The 19,561-nt window shown below is 59.2% G+C and carries 18 protein-coding genes and 1 riboswitch; of the genes, 13 read left to right on the top strand and 5 right to left on the bottom strand.

The window, feature by feature from the left end; translation table 11 throughout:
• The first annotated feature begins 35 nt into the window (after positions 1-35).
• On the top strand, positions 36-1,652 hold the full coding sequence (gene purH / locus DOU54_RS09500) for a bifunctional phosphoribosylaminoimidazolecarboxamide formyltransferase/IMP cyclohydrolase (RefSeq protein ID WP_006700260.1): 1,617 nt from the start codon (positions 36-38) through the stop codon (positions 1,650-1,652).
• 85 nt (positions 1,653-1,737) lie between these two features.
• On the opposite strand, the gene DOU54_RS09495 is transcribed toward purH, so the two are convergent.
• Positions 1,738-3,270: a UxaA family hydrolase gene (locus DOU54_RS09495; RefSeq protein ID WP_022557036.1), complete on the bottom strand. Its 1,533-nt coding sequence runs from the start codon at positions 3,268-3,270 to the stop codon at positions 1,738-1,740.
• Positions 3,271-3,312: 42 nt separating this feature from the next.
• Positions 3,313-4,005 (bottom strand): FadR/GntR family transcriptional regulator, encoded by a 693-nt coding sequence (locus DOU54_RS09490; RefSeq protein WP_004444212.1) that lies wholly within the window; start codon positions 4,003-4,005, stop codon positions 3,313-3,315.
• A 254-nt stretch (positions 4,006-4,259) separates the two neighbouring features.
• Here DOU54_RS09490 and DOU54_RS09485 point away from each other — a divergent pair, with 254 nt between their 5' ends.
• From DOU54_RS09485 to DOU54_RS09445, 9 genes are all read left to right on the top strand, one after another.
• Positions 4,260-5,825, top strand: coding sequence for a sugar ABC transporter ATP-binding protein (locus DOU54_RS09485; RefSeq protein WP_162749673.1), 1,566 nt, complete (start codon positions 4,260-4,262; stop codon positions 5,823-5,825).
• 8 nt (positions 5,826-5,833) lie between these two features.
• Complete coding sequence (locus tag DOU54_RS09480; RefSeq protein ID WP_004444206.1) at positions 5,834-6,856, top strand: ABC transporter permease; 1,023 nt, start codon at positions 5,834-5,836, stop codon at positions 6,854-6,856.
• Between the two features lie 75 nt (positions 6,857-6,931).
• Positions 6,932-7,873, top strand: coding sequence for an ABC transporter substrate-binding protein (locus tag DOU54_RS09475; RefSeq protein ID WP_004444202.1), 942 nt, complete (start codon positions 6,932-6,934; stop codon positions 7,871-7,873).
• A gap of 66 nt (positions 7,874-7,939) precedes the next feature.
• On the top strand, positions 7,940-8,953 hold the full coding sequence (locus DOU54_RS09470) for an aldo/keto reductase (protein WP_113381983.1): 1,014 nt from the start codon (positions 7,940-7,942) through the stop codon (positions 8,951-8,953).
• A 4-nt stretch (positions 8,954-8,957) separates the two neighbouring features.
• Positions 8,958-9,779, top strand: coding sequence for an amidohydrolase family protein (locus DOU54_RS09465; RefSeq protein ID WP_113381984.1), 822 nt, complete (start codon positions 8,958-8,960; stop codon positions 9,777-9,779).
• A gap of 3 nt (positions 9,780-9,782) precedes the next feature.
• Positions 9,783-10,793, top strand: a complete 1,011-nt coding sequence (locus DOU54_RS09460) for a zinc-binding alcohol dehydrogenase family protein (RefSeq protein ID WP_113381985.1) — start codon at positions 9,783-9,785, stop codon at positions 10,791-10,793.
• Positions 10,790-11,923 (top strand): mannitol dehydrogenase family protein, encoded by a 1,134-nt coding sequence (locus DOU54_RS09455; RefSeq protein ID WP_112765678.1) that lies wholly within the window; start codon positions 10,790-10,792, stop codon positions 11,921-11,923. Before DOU54_RS09460 ends, DOU54_RS09455 begins: the two co-directional genes overlap by 4 nt.
• An 11-nt stretch (positions 11,924-11,934) precedes the next feature.
• Positions 11,935-12,264, top strand: coding sequence for an L-rhamnose mutarotase (locus tag DOU54_RS09450; protein WP_006700267.1), 330 nt, complete (start codon positions 11,935-11,937; stop codon positions 12,262-12,264).
• A 36-nt stretch (positions 12,265-12,300) separates the two neighbouring features.
• Entirely contained in the window at positions 12,301-13,578 is a 1,278-nt protein-coding gene (locus DOU54_RS09445) for an L-fuconate dehydratase (RefSeq protein WP_006700268.1), read from the top strand.
• Here DOU54_RS09445 and cobD read toward each other — a convergent pair.
• Entirely contained in the window at positions 13,560-14,606 is a 1,047-nt protein-coding gene (gene cobD / locus DOU54_RS09440) for a threonine-phosphate decarboxylase CobD (RefSeq protein ID WP_113381986.1), read from the bottom strand. The genes DOU54_RS09445 and cobD overlap by 19 nt on opposite strands.
• Here cobD and cbiB point away from each other — a divergent pair.
• Positions 14,605-15,570, top strand: coding sequence for an adenosylcobinamide-phosphate synthase CbiB (gene cbiB / locus DOU54_RS09435; RefSeq protein WP_072495204.1), 966 nt, complete (start codon positions 14,605-14,607; stop codon positions 15,568-15,570). The genes cobD and cbiB overlap by 2 nt on opposite strands.
• Here cbiB and DOU54_RS09430 read toward each other — a convergent pair.
• Together DOU54_RS09430 and cobO are read right to left on the bottom strand one after the other, a co-directional pair.
• A complete protein-coding gene (locus DOU54_RS09430) occupies positions 15,557-17,014 on the bottom strand; it encodes a cobyric acid synthase (protein ID WP_113381987.1) in 1,458 nt (485 codons plus the stop codon). The two genes, cbiB and DOU54_RS09430, sit on opposite strands and share 14 nt — an antisense overlap.
• 1 nt (position 17,015) lies before the next feature.
• Positions 17,016-17,633: a cob(I)yrinic acid a,c-diamide adenosyltransferase gene (gene cobO, locus DOU54_RS09425; RefSeq protein WP_004444179.1), complete on the bottom strand. Its 618-nt coding sequence runs from the start codon at positions 17,631-17,633 to the stop codon at positions 17,016-17,018.
• A gap of 131 nt (positions 17,634-17,764) precedes the next feature.
• A riboswitch (cobalamin riboswitch) is annotated at positions 17,765-17,981 on the top strand.
• A gap of 118 nt (positions 17,982-18,099) precedes the next feature.
• Between cobO and DOU54_RS09420 the strand changes: the two genes are divergently transcribed.
• Both DOU54_RS09420 and cobW read left to right on the top strand, forming a co-directional pair.
• Positions 18,100-18,525 (top strand): DUF1636 family protein, encoded by a 426-nt coding sequence (locus tag DOU54_RS09420; RefSeq protein WP_004444176.1) that lies wholly within the window; start codon positions 18,100-18,102, stop codon positions 18,523-18,525.
• Complete coding sequence (cobW, locus tag DOU54_RS09415; RefSeq protein ID WP_006700272.1) at positions 18,522-19,559, top strand: cobalamin biosynthesis protein CobW; 1,038 nt, start codon at positions 18,522-18,524, stop codon at positions 19,557-19,559. The genes DOU54_RS09420 and cobW overlap by 4 nt, the downstream gene beginning before the upstream one ends.
• The last annotated feature ends 2 nt before the right edge of the window (positions 19,560-19,561 follow it).

The following is a 19,561-nucleotide window of genomic DNA, read 5'->3' as shown; positions in this document are numbered from 1 at the left end:
CCAGCCTGTCCTCCCCGTTTAACGGAGTATATTCGATGGCCGTCGTATCCAAAAAAATTCCCGCTCCCGACAAGGTCAAAATTCGCACGGCGCTGCTCTCCGTGTCCGACAAGACCGACATTATCGAGCTGGCGACAGTTCTGTCCAAACTCGGCGTCAAGCTGCTCTCGACGGGCGGAACGGCAAAGGCTATTGCCGATGCGGGTCTGCCGGTGACGGATGTCTCCGAGGTCACGAATTTTCCCGAGATCATGGATGGCCGCGTCAAGACCCTGCATCCCAACGTCCATGGTGGGCTTCTGGCAATCCGGGATGATGCCGAACATGTGGATGCGATGAAGGCTCACGGTATTGAGGCGATCGATCTTTCTGTCATCAATCTTTATCCGTTCGAGGACGTTCGCGCCAAGGGCGGCGATTATCCGACCACGGTGGAAAACATTGATATTGGTGGTCCGGCCATGATCCGGGCATCGGCGAAGAATCATGCCTATGTGACCGTGGTGACCGATCCGTCCGATTATCCTGATCTGGTTGAAGCCCTGCAGGCCGATGACGGACAGACAAGCTATGCGCTGCGCCAGCGCTTCGCCGCCAAGGCCTATGCCCGCACGGCTGCTTATGACGCAATGATTTCCAACTGGTTTGCCGAGGCGCTCGCTATCGAAACCCCTGACTACCGCGCCATTGGCGGCGTGCTGAAGGAAAAGATGCGTTATGGCGAAAACCCGCACCAGAGCGCCGGTTTTTATCTGACCGGAGAAAAGCGGCCTGGCGTTGCAACAGCGACGCTTCTTCAGGGCAAGCAACTGTCCTACAATAATATCAACGACACCGACGCCGCCTACGAACTGGTTGCGGAGTTCCTGCCGGAAAATGCGCCGGCCGTTGCAATCATCAAGCACGCCAATCCCTGTGGCGTCGCGACCGGTCCGACGCTTGCAGAAGCCTACCGGCGAGCGCTGGCATGCGATTCCGTCTCGGCCTTCGGCGGCGTCATCGCTCTCAACCGCACGCTTGATGCGGAAACGGCGGAAGAGATCGTCAAGCTTTTCACTGAAGTCATCATCGCGCCTGATGTTACAGAAGAAGCAAAATCGATCATTGCCCGCAAACCTAACCTGCGACTTCTGGCAGCCGGCGGCCTGCCTGACCCGCGCGCGGCCGGCATTACCGCAAAGACGGTTTCGGGCGGCCTTCTGGTCCAAAGTCGCGATAATGGCATGGTCGAAGATCTGGATCTCAAGGTCGTCACCAAGCGCGCGCCGACGGCGCAGGAACTTGAAGACATGAAGTTTGCCTTCAAGATCGCCAAGCACGTGAAATCCAACGCCGTCATCTACGCCAAGGACGGCCAGACAGCGGGTATCGGCGCCGGCCAGATGAGCCGTGTCGACTCAGCCCGTATCGCGGCTCAGAAGGCCGAAGATGCCGCCAGGGCTCTCGGTCTGGCTGAACCGCTGACCCGTGGCTCTGCCGTCGCTTCGGAAGCCTTTTATCCCTTTGCCGATGGCCTGCTTGCGGCGATTGCCGCTGGTGCGACTGCCGTTATTCAGCCCGGCGGTTCCATGCGCGATCAGGAAGTGATCGACGCAGCCAATGAGCACGATGTTGCGATGGTCTTTACTGGCATGCGTCACTTCCGCCATTAAGCGCGATATGATCAGAAATAAATAAGGCCCGAAGAATCGCTCTTCGGGCCTTTTTTGTTTCACGTGGGACAGTGGCGTGAGGGGCTCAGGTCACTGCGCCGACCTGCCAGGGCACGAATTCATTATCGCCATAGTCGTAGATCTCGCTGACAGTCTTGTTGCCGGAGGCCACCGCTATGATGTGTTCGAAAATTCTTTCGCCGGATTCTTCGATTGTTTCGTTCCCGGTAACGATCTCGCCGCAGTTCAAATCCATATCTTCCTTCATGTGTTCATACATTTCGGAATTTGTGGCGATCTTGATGCATGGCGCAGGCTTGAAGCCGGAAACCGAGCCGCGGCCGGTGGTGAAACAGATGACGTTACAGCCGCCGGCAACCTGCCCTGTCACGGCGACAGGGTCGTAACCGGGTGTGTCCATGAAGACGAAACCCTGCTCCGTTACTGTCTCCGCAAATTCGTACACCGCCTTCAACGGCATGGATCCGCCCTTGGCGACCGCGCCCAGCGATTTCTCCAGAATGGTTGTCAGGCCGCCAAGCTTGTTGCCGTGAGAGGGGTTGTTGTTGAGTTCATCGCCGTTACGAGCCGTGTAATCCCGCCACCAGTCGATACGCTGCAAAAGCTTTTCGGCGACGGCAGGGGTGATGGCGCGCTTGGTCAAAAGATGTTCGGCGCCGTAAATCTCTGGCGTTTCGGAGAGAACTGTGGTGCCGCCATTGCGGACGATGAGGTCGGAGGCATATCCGAGGGCCGGGTTGGCGGAAATGCCAGAGTATCCGTCGGAACCGCCGCATTCCAGCGCCACTTTCAGCTTTGAAAGAGGCTGTTCCGTACGGCGTGCGGCATTGACCATCGGCAGCATGGCCTTAATCTCGGCAATTGCCGCGTCGATCGTTTTGCGGGTGCCGCCATGCTGCTGGATTGTCATGGTGCGCAGCCGGTCGCCCTCCTCCATCTTGTAATGTTCGAGGATAGGCGCGATCTGGTTGGTCTCACAGCCCAAGCCGATCAACAGGATGCCACCAAAATTAGGATGGCGGGCATAGCCCTGGATGGTGCGGATCAGCAGACGGTAGCCTTCCGATTTTGTATTCAGCGCGCAGCCCCCGCCGTGGGTCAGCGCCACGACGCCATCGACGTTGTCGAAACCATCAAGGCCGCCCTGCTTGTTGAAATAATCGGCGATATAGCGTGACACCGTGGCGGAACAGTTCACAGAAGCGATGACGCCGATATAGTTTCTCGTTCCGACACCGCCGAGGCCACGGTCATATCCCATGAAGGTACGGCGCTCGGCTTCCGGCACCATGCCCTTCTCCTCAATGTCGACGCTGAACTGATGCGCGTGTTCGGAAGGCACCATGGCAAGATTGTGCAGGTGCACGTGCCGGCCAGGTTCGATGTCCTGGGTGGCGATGCCAATCACCTGCCCGTATTTCAGCACCTCATCTCCGGATCTGATGAATTTAAGGGCCACCTTGTGCCCGCGCCCAATCAACTCCAGCGCCGCCAGATCGCCCCTGCCCGTCGCGCCGCCCGCCGGGATGGACCGACGCGCCACCGCAACGTTGTCGTTGGCGTTCAGCAAAATGGTTGCCTCGGAATTCTCACTCACGGATGCTCCTCCTCCCGGTATATTGCCTGCTATGTTCCTGGGTCAGTTTTCGACCCAGCGTCTCTTAGAACCTTCCAGATGGGTATGCATGGCGGCCTGCGCCAACAGCGGGTCTTTCAGTTCAAGCGCGGCGAGAATGGCCTCGTGTTCCTGAAGAGCATGGGTCCAGGTATCGCGGTCTTCAAACTTCACGCGGAGCTGGGCCGAAATGGGGCTATGGCGCTCATCGAAAAGGTTGGCCACCATTCGGGCTAAAACGCTGTTACCGGATTGCTCCGCTATTGTGACGTGAAACAGCCGGTCCTGGTCCAGCGGCTTGCGACCGGCCTCTATTTCCCTCTGCATGGTATTGAGTATCTGGCGCAGGGTCGCGATCGCTTCATCGGTCATCCGGCTTGCCGCCAGCACGATGGTGGCACCCTCCAATGCGGCGCGCGCCTGCATCAGTTCGGAGGGGCTGTCGCCAAGCGATTTGGTATGGTGGGTCGTCTGCAGCGCTTCCGCCGAAACATAGACGCCGGAACCCATACGGATTTCCACTGTGTTGTCGATCTCAAGCGCAATCAGGGCCTCGCGCAACGAAGGCCTCGATACACCGAGCTTCTGAGCCAGTTCCCGCTCGGCGGGAAGCCGCGTACCGGGCAGGAATTCACCCAGATCGATGAGTTCGCGTATCTGGTCCGCAATCTGCTGATAAAGCCTGCGCGGCTCCGCTATTTTGGCCTGACCACTCATGAGTTTTACGACAAGTCCTGTCCGAAGTTCATATTTGGCCTTACCGTAGCGCCAAGCGTATCAATACGCAAGAAATTACTTAAATATGTGAAATTACATGTTTTTTACCGAAGCAGTTTAGATATGAAATTTTCGCTATGAGTCCGGATTCGCAAATTGTCAGCTAATTGGCTTGACCATTTAAAAAAACCGGCCTAACCATTTGACCTGTTCATGACCCCGGTGGAGCGGGGATACGGGTGGGAGGTTTCCAGATGTCGCAGGGCGCATCGACAATTCGGGGCGAGTACTCGCCTGAGGAGATGGCGCGCGCGGAGCGTTCGGCCCTTCTGCGTCTCGAAAATATCAGCAAGGAGTTCCCGGGCGTCAAAGCCTTGTCGAATGTGCATTTCGATCTGCGCAGCGGCGAGGTGCATGCTGTCTGTGGTGAGAACGGGGCGGGAAAATCGACGCTGATGAAAATCATCAGCGGTGTGTACCAGCCAAGTGATGGCACCATCCTGCACAAGGGCGTGAAGGTGCAATACGCCTCCCCGCTCGAGTCCGAAGCTGCCGGCATCGCCATCATCCACCAGGAACTCAATCTCGTTCCGCATCTTTCCGTCGCCGAAAACATCTATCTTGCGCGCGAACCGCGTCGCGGTTTCCTGGTTGACCGCAAGAAGCTGCGCCTCGATGCCAAGCGCTGTCTCGACCGGCTGGGTGTCGATATCGATACGGATCAGATCGTCCGCGGCCTCTCCGTCGCCCAATGCCAGATGGTGGAAATCGCCAAGGCGCTCTCTCTTGATGCTGAAGTGCTCATCATGGATGAGCCGACCTCTTCTCTGACGGAGCAGGAAACCCGCCTTCTCTTCAAGGTCATCAGAGACCTCAAGGCTTCCGGCGTCGGTATCGTCTATATTTCTCACCGTCTCGACGAAATGGCCGAGATCGTCGATCGTGTGACGGTCTTGCGCGACGGACGTTATATTTCGACCGACGACTTCGCCTCCATCACCGTTGATGACATCGTCACGCGTATGGTCGGGCGTTCGCTGGAGGATAAATTCCCCGAGCGCACATCGCGCCCGACGGACGATATCATCTTCTCCGTCGATGGGCTGACCCGCAACGGCGTGTTCAGCGATGTCAGTTTTTCGCTTCGGCGCGGCGAAATCCTGGGTTTTGCCGGCCTTATGGGTGCAGGTCGAACGGAAGTCGCGCGGGCGATTTTTGGGGCGGACCCGCTCGATGCCGGCAAGATCACCTTCAATGGTCGCGAGCTTTCGATCAGCTCACCGCAGGATGCGATTGAAGAAGGCATCGCCTATCTCTCGGAAGACCGGAAAAGCGACGGCCTCGCCATCAAGATGTCGGTAGCGGCCAATACGACGCTCGCCAATCTCGGCGAACTTTCCAACCGTTTTGGGCTGATCGACTTCAGGAAACACGACGAGGTCACCAAGCGATACGTCGACCTCTTGAATATCCGCACGCCTTCCATCGAGCAGACGGTGCGCCTGCTATCGGGGGGGAATCAGCAAAAGATCATCATCGGCAAGTGGTTGTTCCGCCAATCCCGTATCCTGTTCTTCGATGAGCCTACACGTGGCATCGATGTCGGTGCGAAATTCGCGATCTACAAGATCATGGATGAGCTGGCCGCTCAGGGCATCGGTGTCATTCTCATCAGTTCGGAACTGCCGGAAATTCTGGGGCTGACGGACCGCATCGCGGTTTTCCACCAGGGCCGGATCACGGGCGTGCTCGAAACCGCCAAGACCAATCAGGAAGAAATCATGCGGTATGCGTCCGGTTACGGCCGGGCCGCGCAGTGAGGAACGACATGGCCAATATTGCAGAACCCAAAAAGGGCTTCGCTGTCAGCGATCGCCAGAAGGACATCATCCAGAAATTTGCCGCGCTCGGCAGCCTGTTCGCCCTTGTCGCGGTGTTCTCCGCCACCAGCAGCGCCTTTTTTACCGTCAATAACGGCATGACGATCGCGTTGCAGGTCACGTCCATCGCTCTGCTCGGCATTGGCGCCACCTGTGTCATCATCACCGGCGGCATCGACCTTTCCGTCGGTTCGGTGCTGGCTCTTGCAGGGGTTGTTGCCGCTCTTGCGGTGAAGGAACTCGGCATGCCGGTGCCGGTCGGCATGTTGCTCGGCATTCTGACGGGTTCGCTCTGCGGGCTGATCAACGGGCTGCTGGTCACGCGCTTCAAGCTGCCGCCCTTCATCGCCACGCTCGGCATGATGCTGATTGCCCGCGGTGTGGCGTTGCAGATCACCGGTGCGCGCGCCGTGTCCGGCCTCGGCGAATCCTTCGGCGAACTTGGCAACGGCGCCCTTTTCCGCATCGTCAATATCGGTGATGACGGCTTTCCGAATGTCGTATTTCCAGGCATCCCCTACCCTGTCATCCTGATGGTGGTGATTGCGCTTGCGGTGTCCTTCATGCTCAACCGCTCGATCCTCGGCCGCCACATCTATGCCGTGGGCTCCAATGCAGATGCCGCACGTCTTTCCGGCGTCAACGTCGCCCGCGTCACCAACTTCACATACATCCTCTCCGGTACGCTTGCCGGGTTGACGGGCTGCGTTTTGATGTCGCGCCTCGTTACCGCCCAGCCCAACGAAGGTGTGATGTATGAGCTGGATGCCATTGCCAGCGCGGTTATCGGCGGCACATCGCTGATCGGCGGCGTGGGCACGATTTCAGGCACGGCCATCGGCGCCTTCGTCATCGGCATCCTGCGCAACGGTCTTAATATGAATGGCGTCTCTGCCTTCACGCAACAGATCATCATCGGCCTCGTCATTCTGGTCACCGTCTGGATAGACCAGTTGCGCAACCGCCGCTGATCAAAGGGCTGCGGACCCTTTCCGCAAAAAAGATCGGCAGGGGAGGCCCGGTATGCCGACATCACGGAGGAAGAAATGAAGAAAATTGCGACTGCCCTTCTGACATCCGCAATCGCGCTGTGGAGCGTCTCCACCGTGCAGGCCGGTGAAATCGCCGTCATCGTCAAGACCGTCAATTCGACCTTCTGGCAGAACGTCCAGAAGGGCGCCGATGCGGCCATGAAGAATTCTTCAGGCAACACCATGACCTTCCAGGGTCCGGCTGCGGAATCGGCCATTGCCGACCAGGTTAACATGGTTGAGAACGCCATCAACCGTAAGGTCGCCGGCATCGTGCTTGCACCTTCCGATCCGGACGCGCTGGTGCCTGCTGTCAAGAAGGCCTGGGAAGCCCGTATCCCCGTCGTTCTCATCGACTCGCAGCTCGCCAAGGGCTCTGAGCAATATTACCAGTCGTTCCTCGCGACCGATAACAAGAAAGCCGGCGAACTGGCAGCGCAGGCGTTGATCGACAAGGTGGGCAAGGAAGGCAAGATCGCCGTCATGTCCTATGTCGCCGGGGCTGGTTCTGAAATCGGCCGTGTCGGCGGTTTCACCGATTACATCCAGATGAACTCAAACCTGAAGATCGTCGGCCCGTTCTACTCGCAGTCGCAGATGGCGACCGCGCTGAACCAGACGACCGACGTTCTGGCCGCCAATTCGGACCTGAAGGGCATTTTCGGCGCCAATGAGCCGACGGCCATCGGCGTTGGCCGTGCGCTCGCCCAGTCAGGCAAGGCCGGCAAGGTCGTCGCCATCGGCTTCGACGGCAACCAGGATCTGCAGAACTTCGTGAAGGACGGCACGCTCGCCGGAATCGTGGTTCAGGGCTCCTATCAGATGGGTGAAAAGGGCGTCGAAACCGTCACCAAGCTCATCAACAAGGAAAAGGTCGAGAAGTTCGTCGACACCGGCGTCGTTGTTGTCACCAAGGACAATATCGAAAAGCCGGAAGCAAAGAACGTTCTTTACTGATCAAGCGATGACGCGCCGCTTCACCGGCGGCGCGTCTTTCCAAAGGCAAGCTGGAAAGTCTCCGCGATGAAAGTCTCCGATACACGTAAATTGCCGCGCCGCGCCGTCGACGTTACCGTCATGGGTCTCGGTTGCGCCCAGATGGGCAATCTCTACCGCGTTACGCCCTATGAAGAGTCCAAGGGTGCGTTTGACAAGGCATGGGAAAGCGGCATGCGTTATTTCGATACCGCGCCGTTTTATGGATATACGCGGTCGGAGCGTCGCCTGGGGACCATGGTGACGGAGCATGACCGGAGCGAATATTCGCTGAGCACCAAGGTCGGTCGCGTCATGGTTCCCGATGAGACCGTCGGCCCGGAAGAGGATGCCTATATTGCGCCGCTACCCTTCCGCCCGCTCTATGATTATTCCTATGATGGCATTCTACGCTCTTTCGAGGCCAGCCAGCAGAGGCTCGGCGTTCTGAAGCCGGATATTCTTTATGTGCACGATATCGGCTCCTACACCCATGGCGAAAAGCACCAGCATTACTGGGAGCAGCTGACCGCTGGCGGCGGCTTCCGGGCGCTTGGCAAGCTGCGTGAGGAAGGTTCAACTGGCGCTATCGGCCTTGGCGTCAACGAGTGGGAAATTGTCAACGACGCCATGGATGTCTTTGACATCGACGTCGCCATGCTTGCCGGCCGCTATACGCTGCTGGAGCAGCAGAGCCTTGCTTTCATGAACCGCTGCGCCGAAAGCGGTGTCGGCATCGTTGTCGCCGGTGCTTTCAATTCCGGCATTCTCGCGGGCAACCGCAAATTCAATTATGCCGATGCGCCTGCCGATATCCTTACGCGGGTTGATGCGCTGCAGGGTATCTGCGAAGAAGTCGGTGTGTCGCTGCAGGCGGCTGCATTGCAATTTCCGCTGGCCCATCCGGCTTCGGTCACCGTCGTCTCGGGCGCGCGGAATGCGCAGCAGCTCGCTTCCAATATCGAATGGTTCGAACAATCTATTCCGGATGAGTTCTGGGCGGAACTGCACAGACGCGGTCTGATCGCCGAAGGTGCGCCGGTGCCGGGCGGAAAGGCCTGAGGCAATGCTTATCGACGCCCACCAGCATTTCTGGTTAATGAAGGACCGTGCCGGCCAGTGGCCGCCGCCGTCGCTCGCCGCCATCTACCGGGATTTTCTTCCAGCGGATTTGTCGCCATTGCTGGCCGCGGCCGGAATTTCCGGCACCGTGCTGGTTCAGACGATGGAGACGGCTGCCGATACGGATTTCATGCTGGCGCGGGCGGAAGAGACAGATTTCATCAAAGGTGTGGTCGGCTGGGTGGACATGAAGTCTCCAGATGCTGCAACTGAAATCGCCCGCCGGGCAAAACATCTGGCGTTCAAAGCCGTGCGCCCGATGCTGCAGGGCATGGAAGACGTGGCATGGATCGATGATCCGCTGCTCGATCCCGCCGTGGCGGCGTTGGTGAACCACGGCCTGGCGTTCGATGCGCTGGTCCTGCCGCCCAATCTGCCGCATCTCCTCGCCTTTGCCCGGCGTCACCCGCAATTGCCTGTCGTCATCGACCATGGTGCCAAGCCGCTGATTGCGACCGGCCACTACAGCGCCTGGCGCAAGGATATGGGCGCTTTGGCGGCTCTTCCCAATGTCCATTGCAAGCTCTCCGGCCTCCTGACCGAGCGCGGCGATCAGCGACCGGAAGCAGTGCGGCCCTATGCCGAAACCATTCTGGAGCTGTTCGGCGCAGACCGGGTGATTTTCGGCAGCGACTGGCCGGTTTTGCGACTGGCGGGCGATTATCAGGAATGGCTGGACTTCTGTCGCGATATCGTGCCGGCAGCGGACCATGCGGCAGTCTTCGGCGGTAACGCCATTCGTTTTTACTCCCTTTCCCACAGGTGATCCATGCTGGCGATTTTCTGCGACACTCCCGGTCAACTCAGCGCCAAGGATCTGCCTAAACCTGTGCGTGGCGAAGGTGAGGTGCTGGTGCGCGTCCGTCGCATCGGGGTTTGCGGTACGGATCTCCACATCTTCACCGGCAATCAGCCTTACCTCTCTTATCCGCGGATCATGGGCCATGAGCTCTCCGGTACGGTTGAAGAGGTGCCGCAAGGCAGCCATCTGTCGGCCGGCGACGTTGTTACCATCATTCCGTATATTTCTTGCGGGAAATGCAGCGCCTGCCTGAAGGGCAAGAGCAATTGCTGCCGCAATATCGGCGTGCTCGGCGTTCATCGTGATGGCGGCATGGTGGAATATCTGAACGTGCCGCAGCAATTCGTGTTGAAGGCTGAAGGGCTGAGCCTCGACCAGGCGGCGATGACCGAATTTCTGGCTATCGGCGCGCATGCGGTGCGCCGTGGCAATGTCGAGAAAGGACAGAAGGTTCTGATCGTCGGCGCCGGACCGATCGGCATGGCGGTAGCGGTTTTCGCGGTTCTCGATGGCGGCGAAGTCACGATGATCGATGGCCGCACCGACCGGCTGGATTTCTGCAAGGAGCATCTCGGCGTCGCCCATACAGTGTCGCTTGGGGACGGCGACAAAGATCGTCTTTCCGAGATTACCAACGGTGATTTCTTCGATGCGGTCTTCGATGCGACCGGTAATCCTAAAGCCATGGAGCGCGGCTTTTCCTTCGTCGGCCATGGCGGTTCGTATGTGCTTGTTTCCATCGTCGCGAGCGATATCAGCTTCAACGATCCGGAGTTCCACAAACGTGAAACGACGCTGCTCGGCAGCCGAAATGCGACGCCGGAGGATTTCGAACGCGTGTTGCAGGCATTGCGGAAAGGGAAAGTACCTGAGGCGCTGATTACGCACCGTATGACGCTTGCCGACGTGCCATCGCAGTTCGCAGGGCTGACAGATCCGAAAGCCGGAGTCATCAAAGGCATGGTGGAGGTCGCATGACGCCCGAGACGCCCATCCTGCAATTCGGTACCAGCCGCTTTCTTCTGGCGCATGCGGACCTCTTTGTCTCGCAAGCGCTGGAGAAGGACGAGGCTATCGGTCGCATCGCGATTGTCCAGACAACCGGCAATGCGGAAAGCCTGAAGCGTGTCGCGGCGCTGAATAGTGGCGCGCCCTACCCCGTGCGCATTCGCGGCATCCGTGACGGGCGGAACGTGGATGAGGAAATTGAGGGCAAGGCTGTCGCGCGGGCCCTGACCTCGGCAACCGAATGGGAGGAAGTACGCCGCCTCGCCTGCGAAGCTGCTGTCATCTTGTCCAATACCGGAGACCGCGGTTATGAGCTTGATTCTGCGGATGGCGCAGATCTCGCGGCGGATTTTACGGCCGTCCCGAGGAGCTTTCCGGCGAAACTCTGCATTTTGCTGCTCGAACGTTTTCAGCGCAATCCGGAAGCGCCCGTGTCCATCTTTCCTTGTGAACTTGTGCCGCGTAATGGCGAAAAGCTGAAAGAGGTCATTCGCCGGCTTGCCGATGAATGGCAATTGCCGGCGGGTTTTGCCTTTTACCTGAACGAAAAGTGCCGTTTCGCCAATAGCCTGGTCGATCGCATCGTTTCCGAGCCTATCGATCCGGTAGGTGCAGTGGCGGAGCCTTACGCGCTCTGGGCGATCGAAAAGCAGGACGGGCTTGTCCTGCCCTGCAATCACCCTGCCGTGGTGCTGACGGACGATCTCGACCACTATGAAAAGCTGAAGCTTTTCCTGCTCAATCTCGGCCATTCCTATCTGGCGGAACGCTGGCTGCAGGATGCGCGGGCAAAGGACGAGACGGTGCGCCAGGCAATGGACGACAGTGCACTCGTCGCGGATCTGGAAACGTTATGGCGCGACGAGGTTCTGCCGGTCTTTATTGCTGAAGGCATGGGAAATGATGCGCAGGCCTATATCGGCGTGCTGCGGGAGCGTTTGCGCAATCCCTTCCTTGCCCATCGACTGGCCGATATCGCCGGTAATCACGATGAGAAGAAGCGCCGACGCTTTGCTCCGGTCATTGCCGCAGCGGACCGGCTGGGATTGAGCCTGCCGCAATCAAAGCTGCGCGCGGCGCTTGCCACAATCAGAAAGTAACGGAGTTTTTCATGCAGCGTATGGGAATGGTCATAGGCGTCAAGCCGGAGATGATCGCGGAGTATAAAAGGCTGCATGCCGCCGTCTGGCCGGAAGTTCTGGCGCTGATCAGCGATTGCAATATCCGTAACTACACGATTTTCCTGCGGGAGCCGGAAAACCTGCTGTTTGGCTATTGGGAATATCATGGCACCGATTTCAGCGCCGATATGGCGAAGATGGCGGCCAGCCCCAAGAACCAGGAATGGTGGTCTTTTACGATTCCCTGCCAGAAACCGCTCGAAACCCGCAGGGACGGCGAGTGGTGGGCTATGATGGAAGAGACCTTCCACCACGACTGAACGATTTCCATAGGCACTGACCGCGAGTAAACGGCCATGACAAAAATTACTGATCTGCGTGTTTTCGACCTGCGTTTCCCCACATCCCAGAGCCTGGACGGCTCCGATGCGATGAACCCCGACCCGGATTATTCGGCGGCTTATGTCATTCTCGACACGGATGAGCCGGGTCTTAAAGGCCACGGCCTGACCTTCACCATCGGCCGGGGTAACGATATTTGCTGCATGGCCATCGAAGCGATGCGTCACCTCGTCGTCGGCACCGATCTTGCCACGGTCACTGAGAACCCCGGCAAATATTGGCGGCATCTGACCAGCGACAGCCAGCTGCGCTGGATCGGCCCCGACAAGGGTGCGATGCATCTCGCCACCGGCGCCGTTGTCAACGCAGTGTGGGATTTGCTGGCCAAGAAAGCCGGCAAGCCGGTGTGGCAGCTGGTGGCTGATATGAGCGCCGAAGAAATCGCCGATATCGTTGATTACCGTTATCTTACTGACGTGCTGACCCGGGACGAGGCGCTCGCAATTCTCAAGAAAGCCGAAAGCGGCAAAAAGGAACGCATCGAGACGCTGAAGAGCGAAGGTTACGCCTGCTATACGACTTCCGCAGGCTGGCTCGGTTATGACGACGCCAAGCTGCGCCGTCTTTGCCAGGAAGCCATCGATGCCGGTTTCAACCATGTGAAGATGAAGGTTGGACGTGATCTGGAGGATGACATTCGCCGTCTCACCATTGCCCGCGAAGTGATCGGCCCAGACCGTTATCTGATGATCGATGCCAATCAGGTGTGGGAAGTGGACCAGGCAATCGAGTGGGTGAATAAGCTCGCCTTTTCCAAGCCCTTCTTCATCGAAGAACCGACCAGCCCGGATGATGTCGCCGGCCATCGCAAGATTCGCGCAGCCATTGGTTCCGTGAAGGTGGCGACGGGCGAAATGTGCCAGAACCGCATCATGTTCAAGCAGTTCATCGCTGAAGGCGCGATCGATGTGGTGCAGATCGACAGCTGCCGTATGGGTGGCCTCAACGAAGTGCTGGCGGTGCTGTTGATTGCCGCCAAATACAATCTGCCGGTCTGGCCGCATGCCGGCGGCGTCGGGCTTTGCGAATATGTGCAGCACCTGTCGATGATCGACTATCTGGTGGTTTCAGGCACCAAGGAAGGTCGCGTCATCGAATATGTGGATCACCTACACGAGCATTTCATCGAGCCCTGCGATATCAGAAACGCCGCTTATATGCCGCCGAAACTGCCGGGTTTCTCCATCGAAATGAAGCCGGAGTCGATTGAAACCTACACTTTCGAGGGATGATCGAAAGAGAGCAGCGCCGCTTGAAGGCGCTGCCACTCAGCGTCGTTACCCGGAAGGCCGAAACGGATGTCGTGCGGCCTTTCATCGAAAATGCGCACGAGTATTCCGAGACGGCCGAGATGATCGAACAGGGCCTTGGAACGCTCGTCCCGCACCAGTGTGAACAGAGGCGTGCCGCCAACCCCGTTCAGCCCCGCTTTTTCCAAAAGGCAATTCATGCGCCGTGCTTCATCCGCGAGACGCAGCCGCATCGCAGATTGCCACGTTCCATCCGCCAGGGCTTCCGTTGCAATGTGCAGCGCCGGGCCGGAAACCGCCCATGGGCCGAGCCTCGCCTCCAACCCCGCAGCGATATCAGGGTGCGCAATTGCAAAACCAAGCCGGATTCCCGCCAGGCCATAAAATTTGCCGAAGGAACGAAGGACGACTAGAGCATGCCGATCAACGCTATCCGCAAGGCTCTCGGCGCCTCCTGTTTCGATGAAGGCTTCATCCACCACCAGCAGGCCGCCGTTTCGATGCATTGAATCGGCGAGCCGCAAAAGAGTTTCGCGATCGATGATACGTCCGTCGGGGTTGTTGGGATTGACCACCACCACGTAGTCGTGAGCGATCAGGTCGCTGATATGCTCCACTTCCATCATGGTCAGCCCGGCCATGCGTGCGGTGCGGGCATGTTCCGCGTAGGCAGGTGACAGCACCGCGCCGCTCTTGGCGCCCCGGGCAAGTGCGGTTTGAGCCAGCAGCGGCATGAGCATCTGGGTGCCGGGCGATAGCGTGACATGTCGGGCGGAGGGTGCGCCGAAATGGAGTGCGGCCAGCCGTTTCAGATAGTCGGCCGTCTCGGGCTCCGGCAGGCGAGCGAATGCGCTGGCGGGAATGGCAGAATACGGATAGGGATGCGGGTTGATTCCGGTCGAAAGGTCGATCCACGGTTCAGACGCGTCTGGAAACATCAGGCGCGCTCTGCCGAGATTGCCGCCGTGGCGGATCGCAGCCTGTGCCATTTCTGATATTGTCTCGCCCATGTTCCTCGCTCTCGCTTTCCTGTCGCTCGTGATCGAACGCCTGACCGGTTATCCGGACTGGCTGTTCAAACATATCGGCCATCCTGTCACCTGGGTCGGTTCGCTTATCGCGCTGCTGGACCAAAAATGGAACCGGGGCAGCGCGTCATTTTCACGGCGCAAGGCCGCGGGTGTTGTGGCGCTGGTTGTTTTTGTCGGGCTGACGGTGATCCTTGCATGGTTTGCGCAATCTGTTCTGCTTTTCCTGCCCTTCGGACTTCTGGCGGTCGCCATCCTCGGTGCTTCGCTTCCGGCACAGAAAAGTCTGGAGCAGCATGTGGAGGCGGTTGCGACTGCGCTGGAGCGTGAAGGAGTTGAGGGTGGCCGCAAGGCTGTCTCGATGATCGTCGGCCGCGACCCGCAAAAGCTGGATGAGGCGGCGATCTGCCGGGCGGCGATCGAAAGTCTCGCCGAGAACTTTTCCGATGGCATCGTCGCCCCTGCCGTCTGGATGGGGCTTCTGGGCCTGCCAGGTGGCGCGGCTTATAAGGCGGTCAATACGGCCGACAGCATGATCGGTCATCGTTCGCCTCGCCATGAAGCGTTCGGCTGGGCTTCGGCCCGGCTTGACGATCTCATCAATCTGCCCGCTTCGAGATTGAGCGGCAGCCTGTTTGTCGTCGCCGCATTTTTTGTCGAGGGCGCGTCGCCAAAAGCGGCCATTGCCGCGATCCGTCGCGATGCGCGCCACCACCGCTCTCCCAATGCAGGCTGGCCGGAGGCGGCGCTGGCCGGCGCGCTGGGTTTTGCGCTTGCCGGACCGCGTTCTTACGGCGGACAGATGATCGAAGCGCGTTTCATGGGGGACGGCGGAAGGTCTGCGCTGGTCGCCGGCGATATTCGCACGGCGTTGCGGCTGGCACGGATTGCGGACCTGTTGCTGATCGGCCTATTCGGGCTTCTGGCGATCCTTATCGCGCTATAGCCAGCAGCCCGTCGAGATCGAGGTGCTGTTCCATATGCGCAGCCAGACGGTCGAGAACCGCATCCACCTGCGCATCATAGTTCAGGTCGGTGCCGCACCCGCCGAGACGCTCCAACCATGCGCCGCGCTGGCTATCATGAGCAAAGAGGCCGTGAATATAGGTGCCGAAGACACGGCCGTCGGGTGAGATGCTTCCATCGTGATGCCCGTCGATCGTCGAAAACACCAGATTGCCTGCTGCTCCCGTGGTTTCCCCGACATGCATTTCGTAGCCGGATAAACCAACACCATCAAAGCTCGCGCCTTGAACAGAAACGAGTCGCTTGTCACCCGTCAAAACCGTGTCGACATCAAGCAGACCGAGTCCGTCGACAGTCGCAGGTGATCCCTCGATACCGTCAGGATCCGCAACGGTTTTTCCGAGCATCTGGTAGCCACCGCAAAGGCCGAGAACGTAGCCGCCGCGGCGCACATGCGCCTTTATGTCGATGTCCAGACCCGCATCTTTCAGCACGGCGAGATCGGCAATGGTGGATTTCGAACCGCACAGCAAAACCAGCTGGCAATCGGCGGGAATGGTCTCGCCCGGCCGCACGCGGATCAGTTCAACGTCCGGCTCCATGTCCAGAGGGTCGAGATCATCGAAATTGGAAATGTGCGGCAGGATCGGCACGGCGATGCGGATCTTTGCGCCGGGTTTTCGCTCAGCCGGGCCGGAAAGACCGAGCGCGTCTTCAGCCGGCAGTTTCGTGGCATCGGAGAAATGCGGCAGAAGGCCTATCGAGGCCCAGCCTGTCCTTTTCTGGATTATCCGCATGCCGTCCGAAAACAACGCGGGATCACCGCGAAAGCGGTTGACGATGAAACCTTCGATCATCGCCGCATCGTCAGGTTCGAGTACGGCTTTGGTACCGACAAGGCTGGCGATGACGCCGCCGCGGTCAATATCGCCGATGAGGATCACAGGCGCGTCAGCAGCTCTCGCAAACCCCATATTGGCGATATCATTGGCACGCAGATTGATTTCGGATGCGCTGCCCGCCCCCTCCACCAGCACCAGATCGGCCTGTTGTTTCAGGCGGTTGAAGCTATCCAGCACGCGCGGCATCAACCCGGCTTTCAGGTGCTGGTAATCGGCTGCCCTGGCATTGCCGGCGATTTTGCCCTGAACCACCACCTGTGCCCCGGTCTCGCTCTGCGGTTTCAGAAGAACCGGATTCATGTGGACAGAGAGGGGTACGCCAGCGGCCCGCGCCTGCAGCGCCTGTGCTCGGCCGATCTCGCCGCCGTCGGCGGTAACGGCCGCATTATTCGACATGTTCTGTGGTTTGAACGGCATGACGGACAGGCCGCGCCTGACGAAGGCGCGGGCTAGACCGGCCACCATCAGCGATTTGCCGACATCCGAGCCGGTTCCCTGAAACATCAGAACCCGTGCGGCCATGTCAGAATTCTATCCCTGGCTGTGCTTTCACGCCCGCCTTGAAATGATGTTTTACCAGCGTCATCTCCGTCACCATGTCGGCGGCGTCGATCAGCGGTTGCTTGGCATTGCGGCCGGTGACGATGATGTGCAGATCGGGCCGGCGGCTGGCCAGCGTCGTCACGACCTCGTCAAGCGGCAGGTAATCATAACGCAATGCGATATTCAGTTCGTCGAGTATCAGCAGGCCGATCGTCTGGTCAGCCATCAGTGTCACGGCTTCTTCCCACGCCTTCGCGGCAGCGGCAACATCGCGTTTCAGATCCTGCGTATCCCAGGTGAAGCCTTCACCCATGGTACGCCACACCACCTTGTCACCGAACAGAGCCAGCGCCTGCTGTTCGCCGGTCGACCATGCACCCTTGATGAATTGCACGACGCCGACCCTGCGCCCGATGCCGAGCATACGCAACGCAAGGCCGAAGGCGGCCGTGGACTTGCCCTTGCCGGGGCCGGTATTGATCATCAGCAGACCTTTTTCGATGGTCTTTGCCGCGACTTCGGCATCCTGCACCGTCTTGCGGTTGACCATTTTCTGCCGATGGCGCTCGGCTTCGTTGTCGCTGATGTCGCGTGTCATCGCATATTCCTTCTTCACTCCAGCAGCCGGGAACTTATCCCTGCCCTTCGGAGCGGCGACTATACCCAATTTGCCGCACCCGGCAATGCGCGAGCCACAGGGGCGGCATTGACCCCAAAGCCCGTTCGGCCTAAGGGTAAGGAACTGACGGTCTTTCCCCGGCAACGGGAAAAGCTAAGAGGGAACACGGTTCCACCCTGAAACGGGTCATTCCGTGGCTGCCCCCGCAACTGTAAGCGGCAAGCCCGCACCGTAAAGCCACTGGACCAGAGAGACGGTTCGGGAAGGCGGTGTCCGGGCGCTCATCGAGCCGCAAGCCAGGAGACCTGCCGCTTCAGGAAAAACGTCTACCGGGCGGGGTGCTCCGGTCAGTCGATGACGTCGAACAGCCGGTCTGTGCCTGTGCGCATACCGTTTTCGATATCCGCACCCCAAAGAATTTGACTTGGCGCGGGAACGATACGGTTTGGATATTTCAGCGACATCTTCATTTGCTGGTGGAAACGCGCAGGATGAAACGGCGTCCGGTGTGGTCGTTTTCGTTTGCCGAAGCTGTCGCGACGAAGCTGATCCCAGCGCCGAGCCACGTGCCGGCTCACGTCTTGCCGAGGCCGTCACCGCAGAGGCGGAAGCGTCCGGCATCGCGGTCCGTTCCGTCAATTGTCTCGCCAACTGCAAACGTGGCCTCAGTGCCGTGCTGCGCAGCGCCAATGGCTGGTCCTATGTGTTTGGCGGGCTGACACCCGACGATGCAGGGGACCTGCTGACCGGCGCGCGGCTTCTTTCTGCGTCTTCAGATGGCCTGATGCCCTGGCGCGGCCGCCCCGAACCATTAAAGCGCGGCATGGTGGCGCGCATTCCCCCATTCGATTTTACCGAGGAGAGATCATGAGTAACCATCTGGACCGCGTTCCCTGCACCATCGTCACCGGTTTTCTAGGGGCGGGAAAAACGACGCTGTTGCGTGGTCTTCTGGAAAAGCTGGACGGCAAGCGGCTCGCAATCATCGTCAATGAATTCGGCGATATCGGTATCGACGGCGAAATCCTGAAAGGCTGCGGCATTGAAAGCTGCCCGGAAGAAAACATCGTCGAACTGGCCAACGGCTGTATCTGCTGCACGGTGGCTGACGATTTCCAGCCCGCGATCGAACAAATTCTCAGCCGCCAGCCGAAGGTGGAGCATATCCTGATCGAGACCTCTGGTCTTGCCCTGCCTAAGCCGCTGGTCCAGGCTTTCCAATGGCCGGCCATCAAGAGCCGCGTGACCGTGGACGCCGTCGTGGCCGTGGTGGATGGCGCCGCCCTTGCTGAAGGAAAGGTCGCGCACGACATGGAGGCGCTCGCTGCTCAGAGGGCCAATGACGAGGCGCTTGATCACGATGATCCGGTTGAGGAAGTTTTCGAGGACCAGGTCGCCTGCGCCGATCTCATCGTTCTCACCAAGGCCGATCTCCTTGATGAAGCCGGTCTCGACAAGGCGAGGGCGCATGTGCTCGAACATCTGCCGAAGGCGGCGAAGATCGTTGTGGCCTCCAATGGCGCCATCGACCCCGCCGTGCTGATCGGTCTTGGTCTTGCCGTTGAAGAGGATATCGAAAACCGCCGCACCCACCATGACGGTGAACTCGACCATGAACACGACGATTTCGACAGCTTCGTCATCGACCTGCCGGCTGTGGCCGATCCGGAAGCACTGGCGGCGCGCATTGCCGAAACGGCTGCGGCTGAAAACGTCCTGCGCATCAAGGGCTTCGTCGAAGTTTCCGCCAAGCCCATGCGTCTGCAGGTGCAGGCGGTCGGAAGCCGGGTCAATCATTATTACGACCGCCCCTGGGCAGCGGGCGAGCAGCGCCGCAGCCGACTGGTCATTATCGGCGAAAAGGGCATCAATCGCGAAAAGATCGAACAGATGCTGGCCGCCTGACG

This window comes from Agrobacterium sp. MS2, from assembly GCF_003261015.1.
In the GTDB taxonomy this organism is placed as follows: Bacteria; Pseudomonadota; Alphaproteobacteria; order Rhizobiales; family Rhizobiaceae; genus Agrobacterium; species Agrobacterium pusense.
The sequence above is the reverse complement of the archived record's forward strand: the minus strand, read 5'-3'. Positions and strand labels throughout refer to the sequence as shown.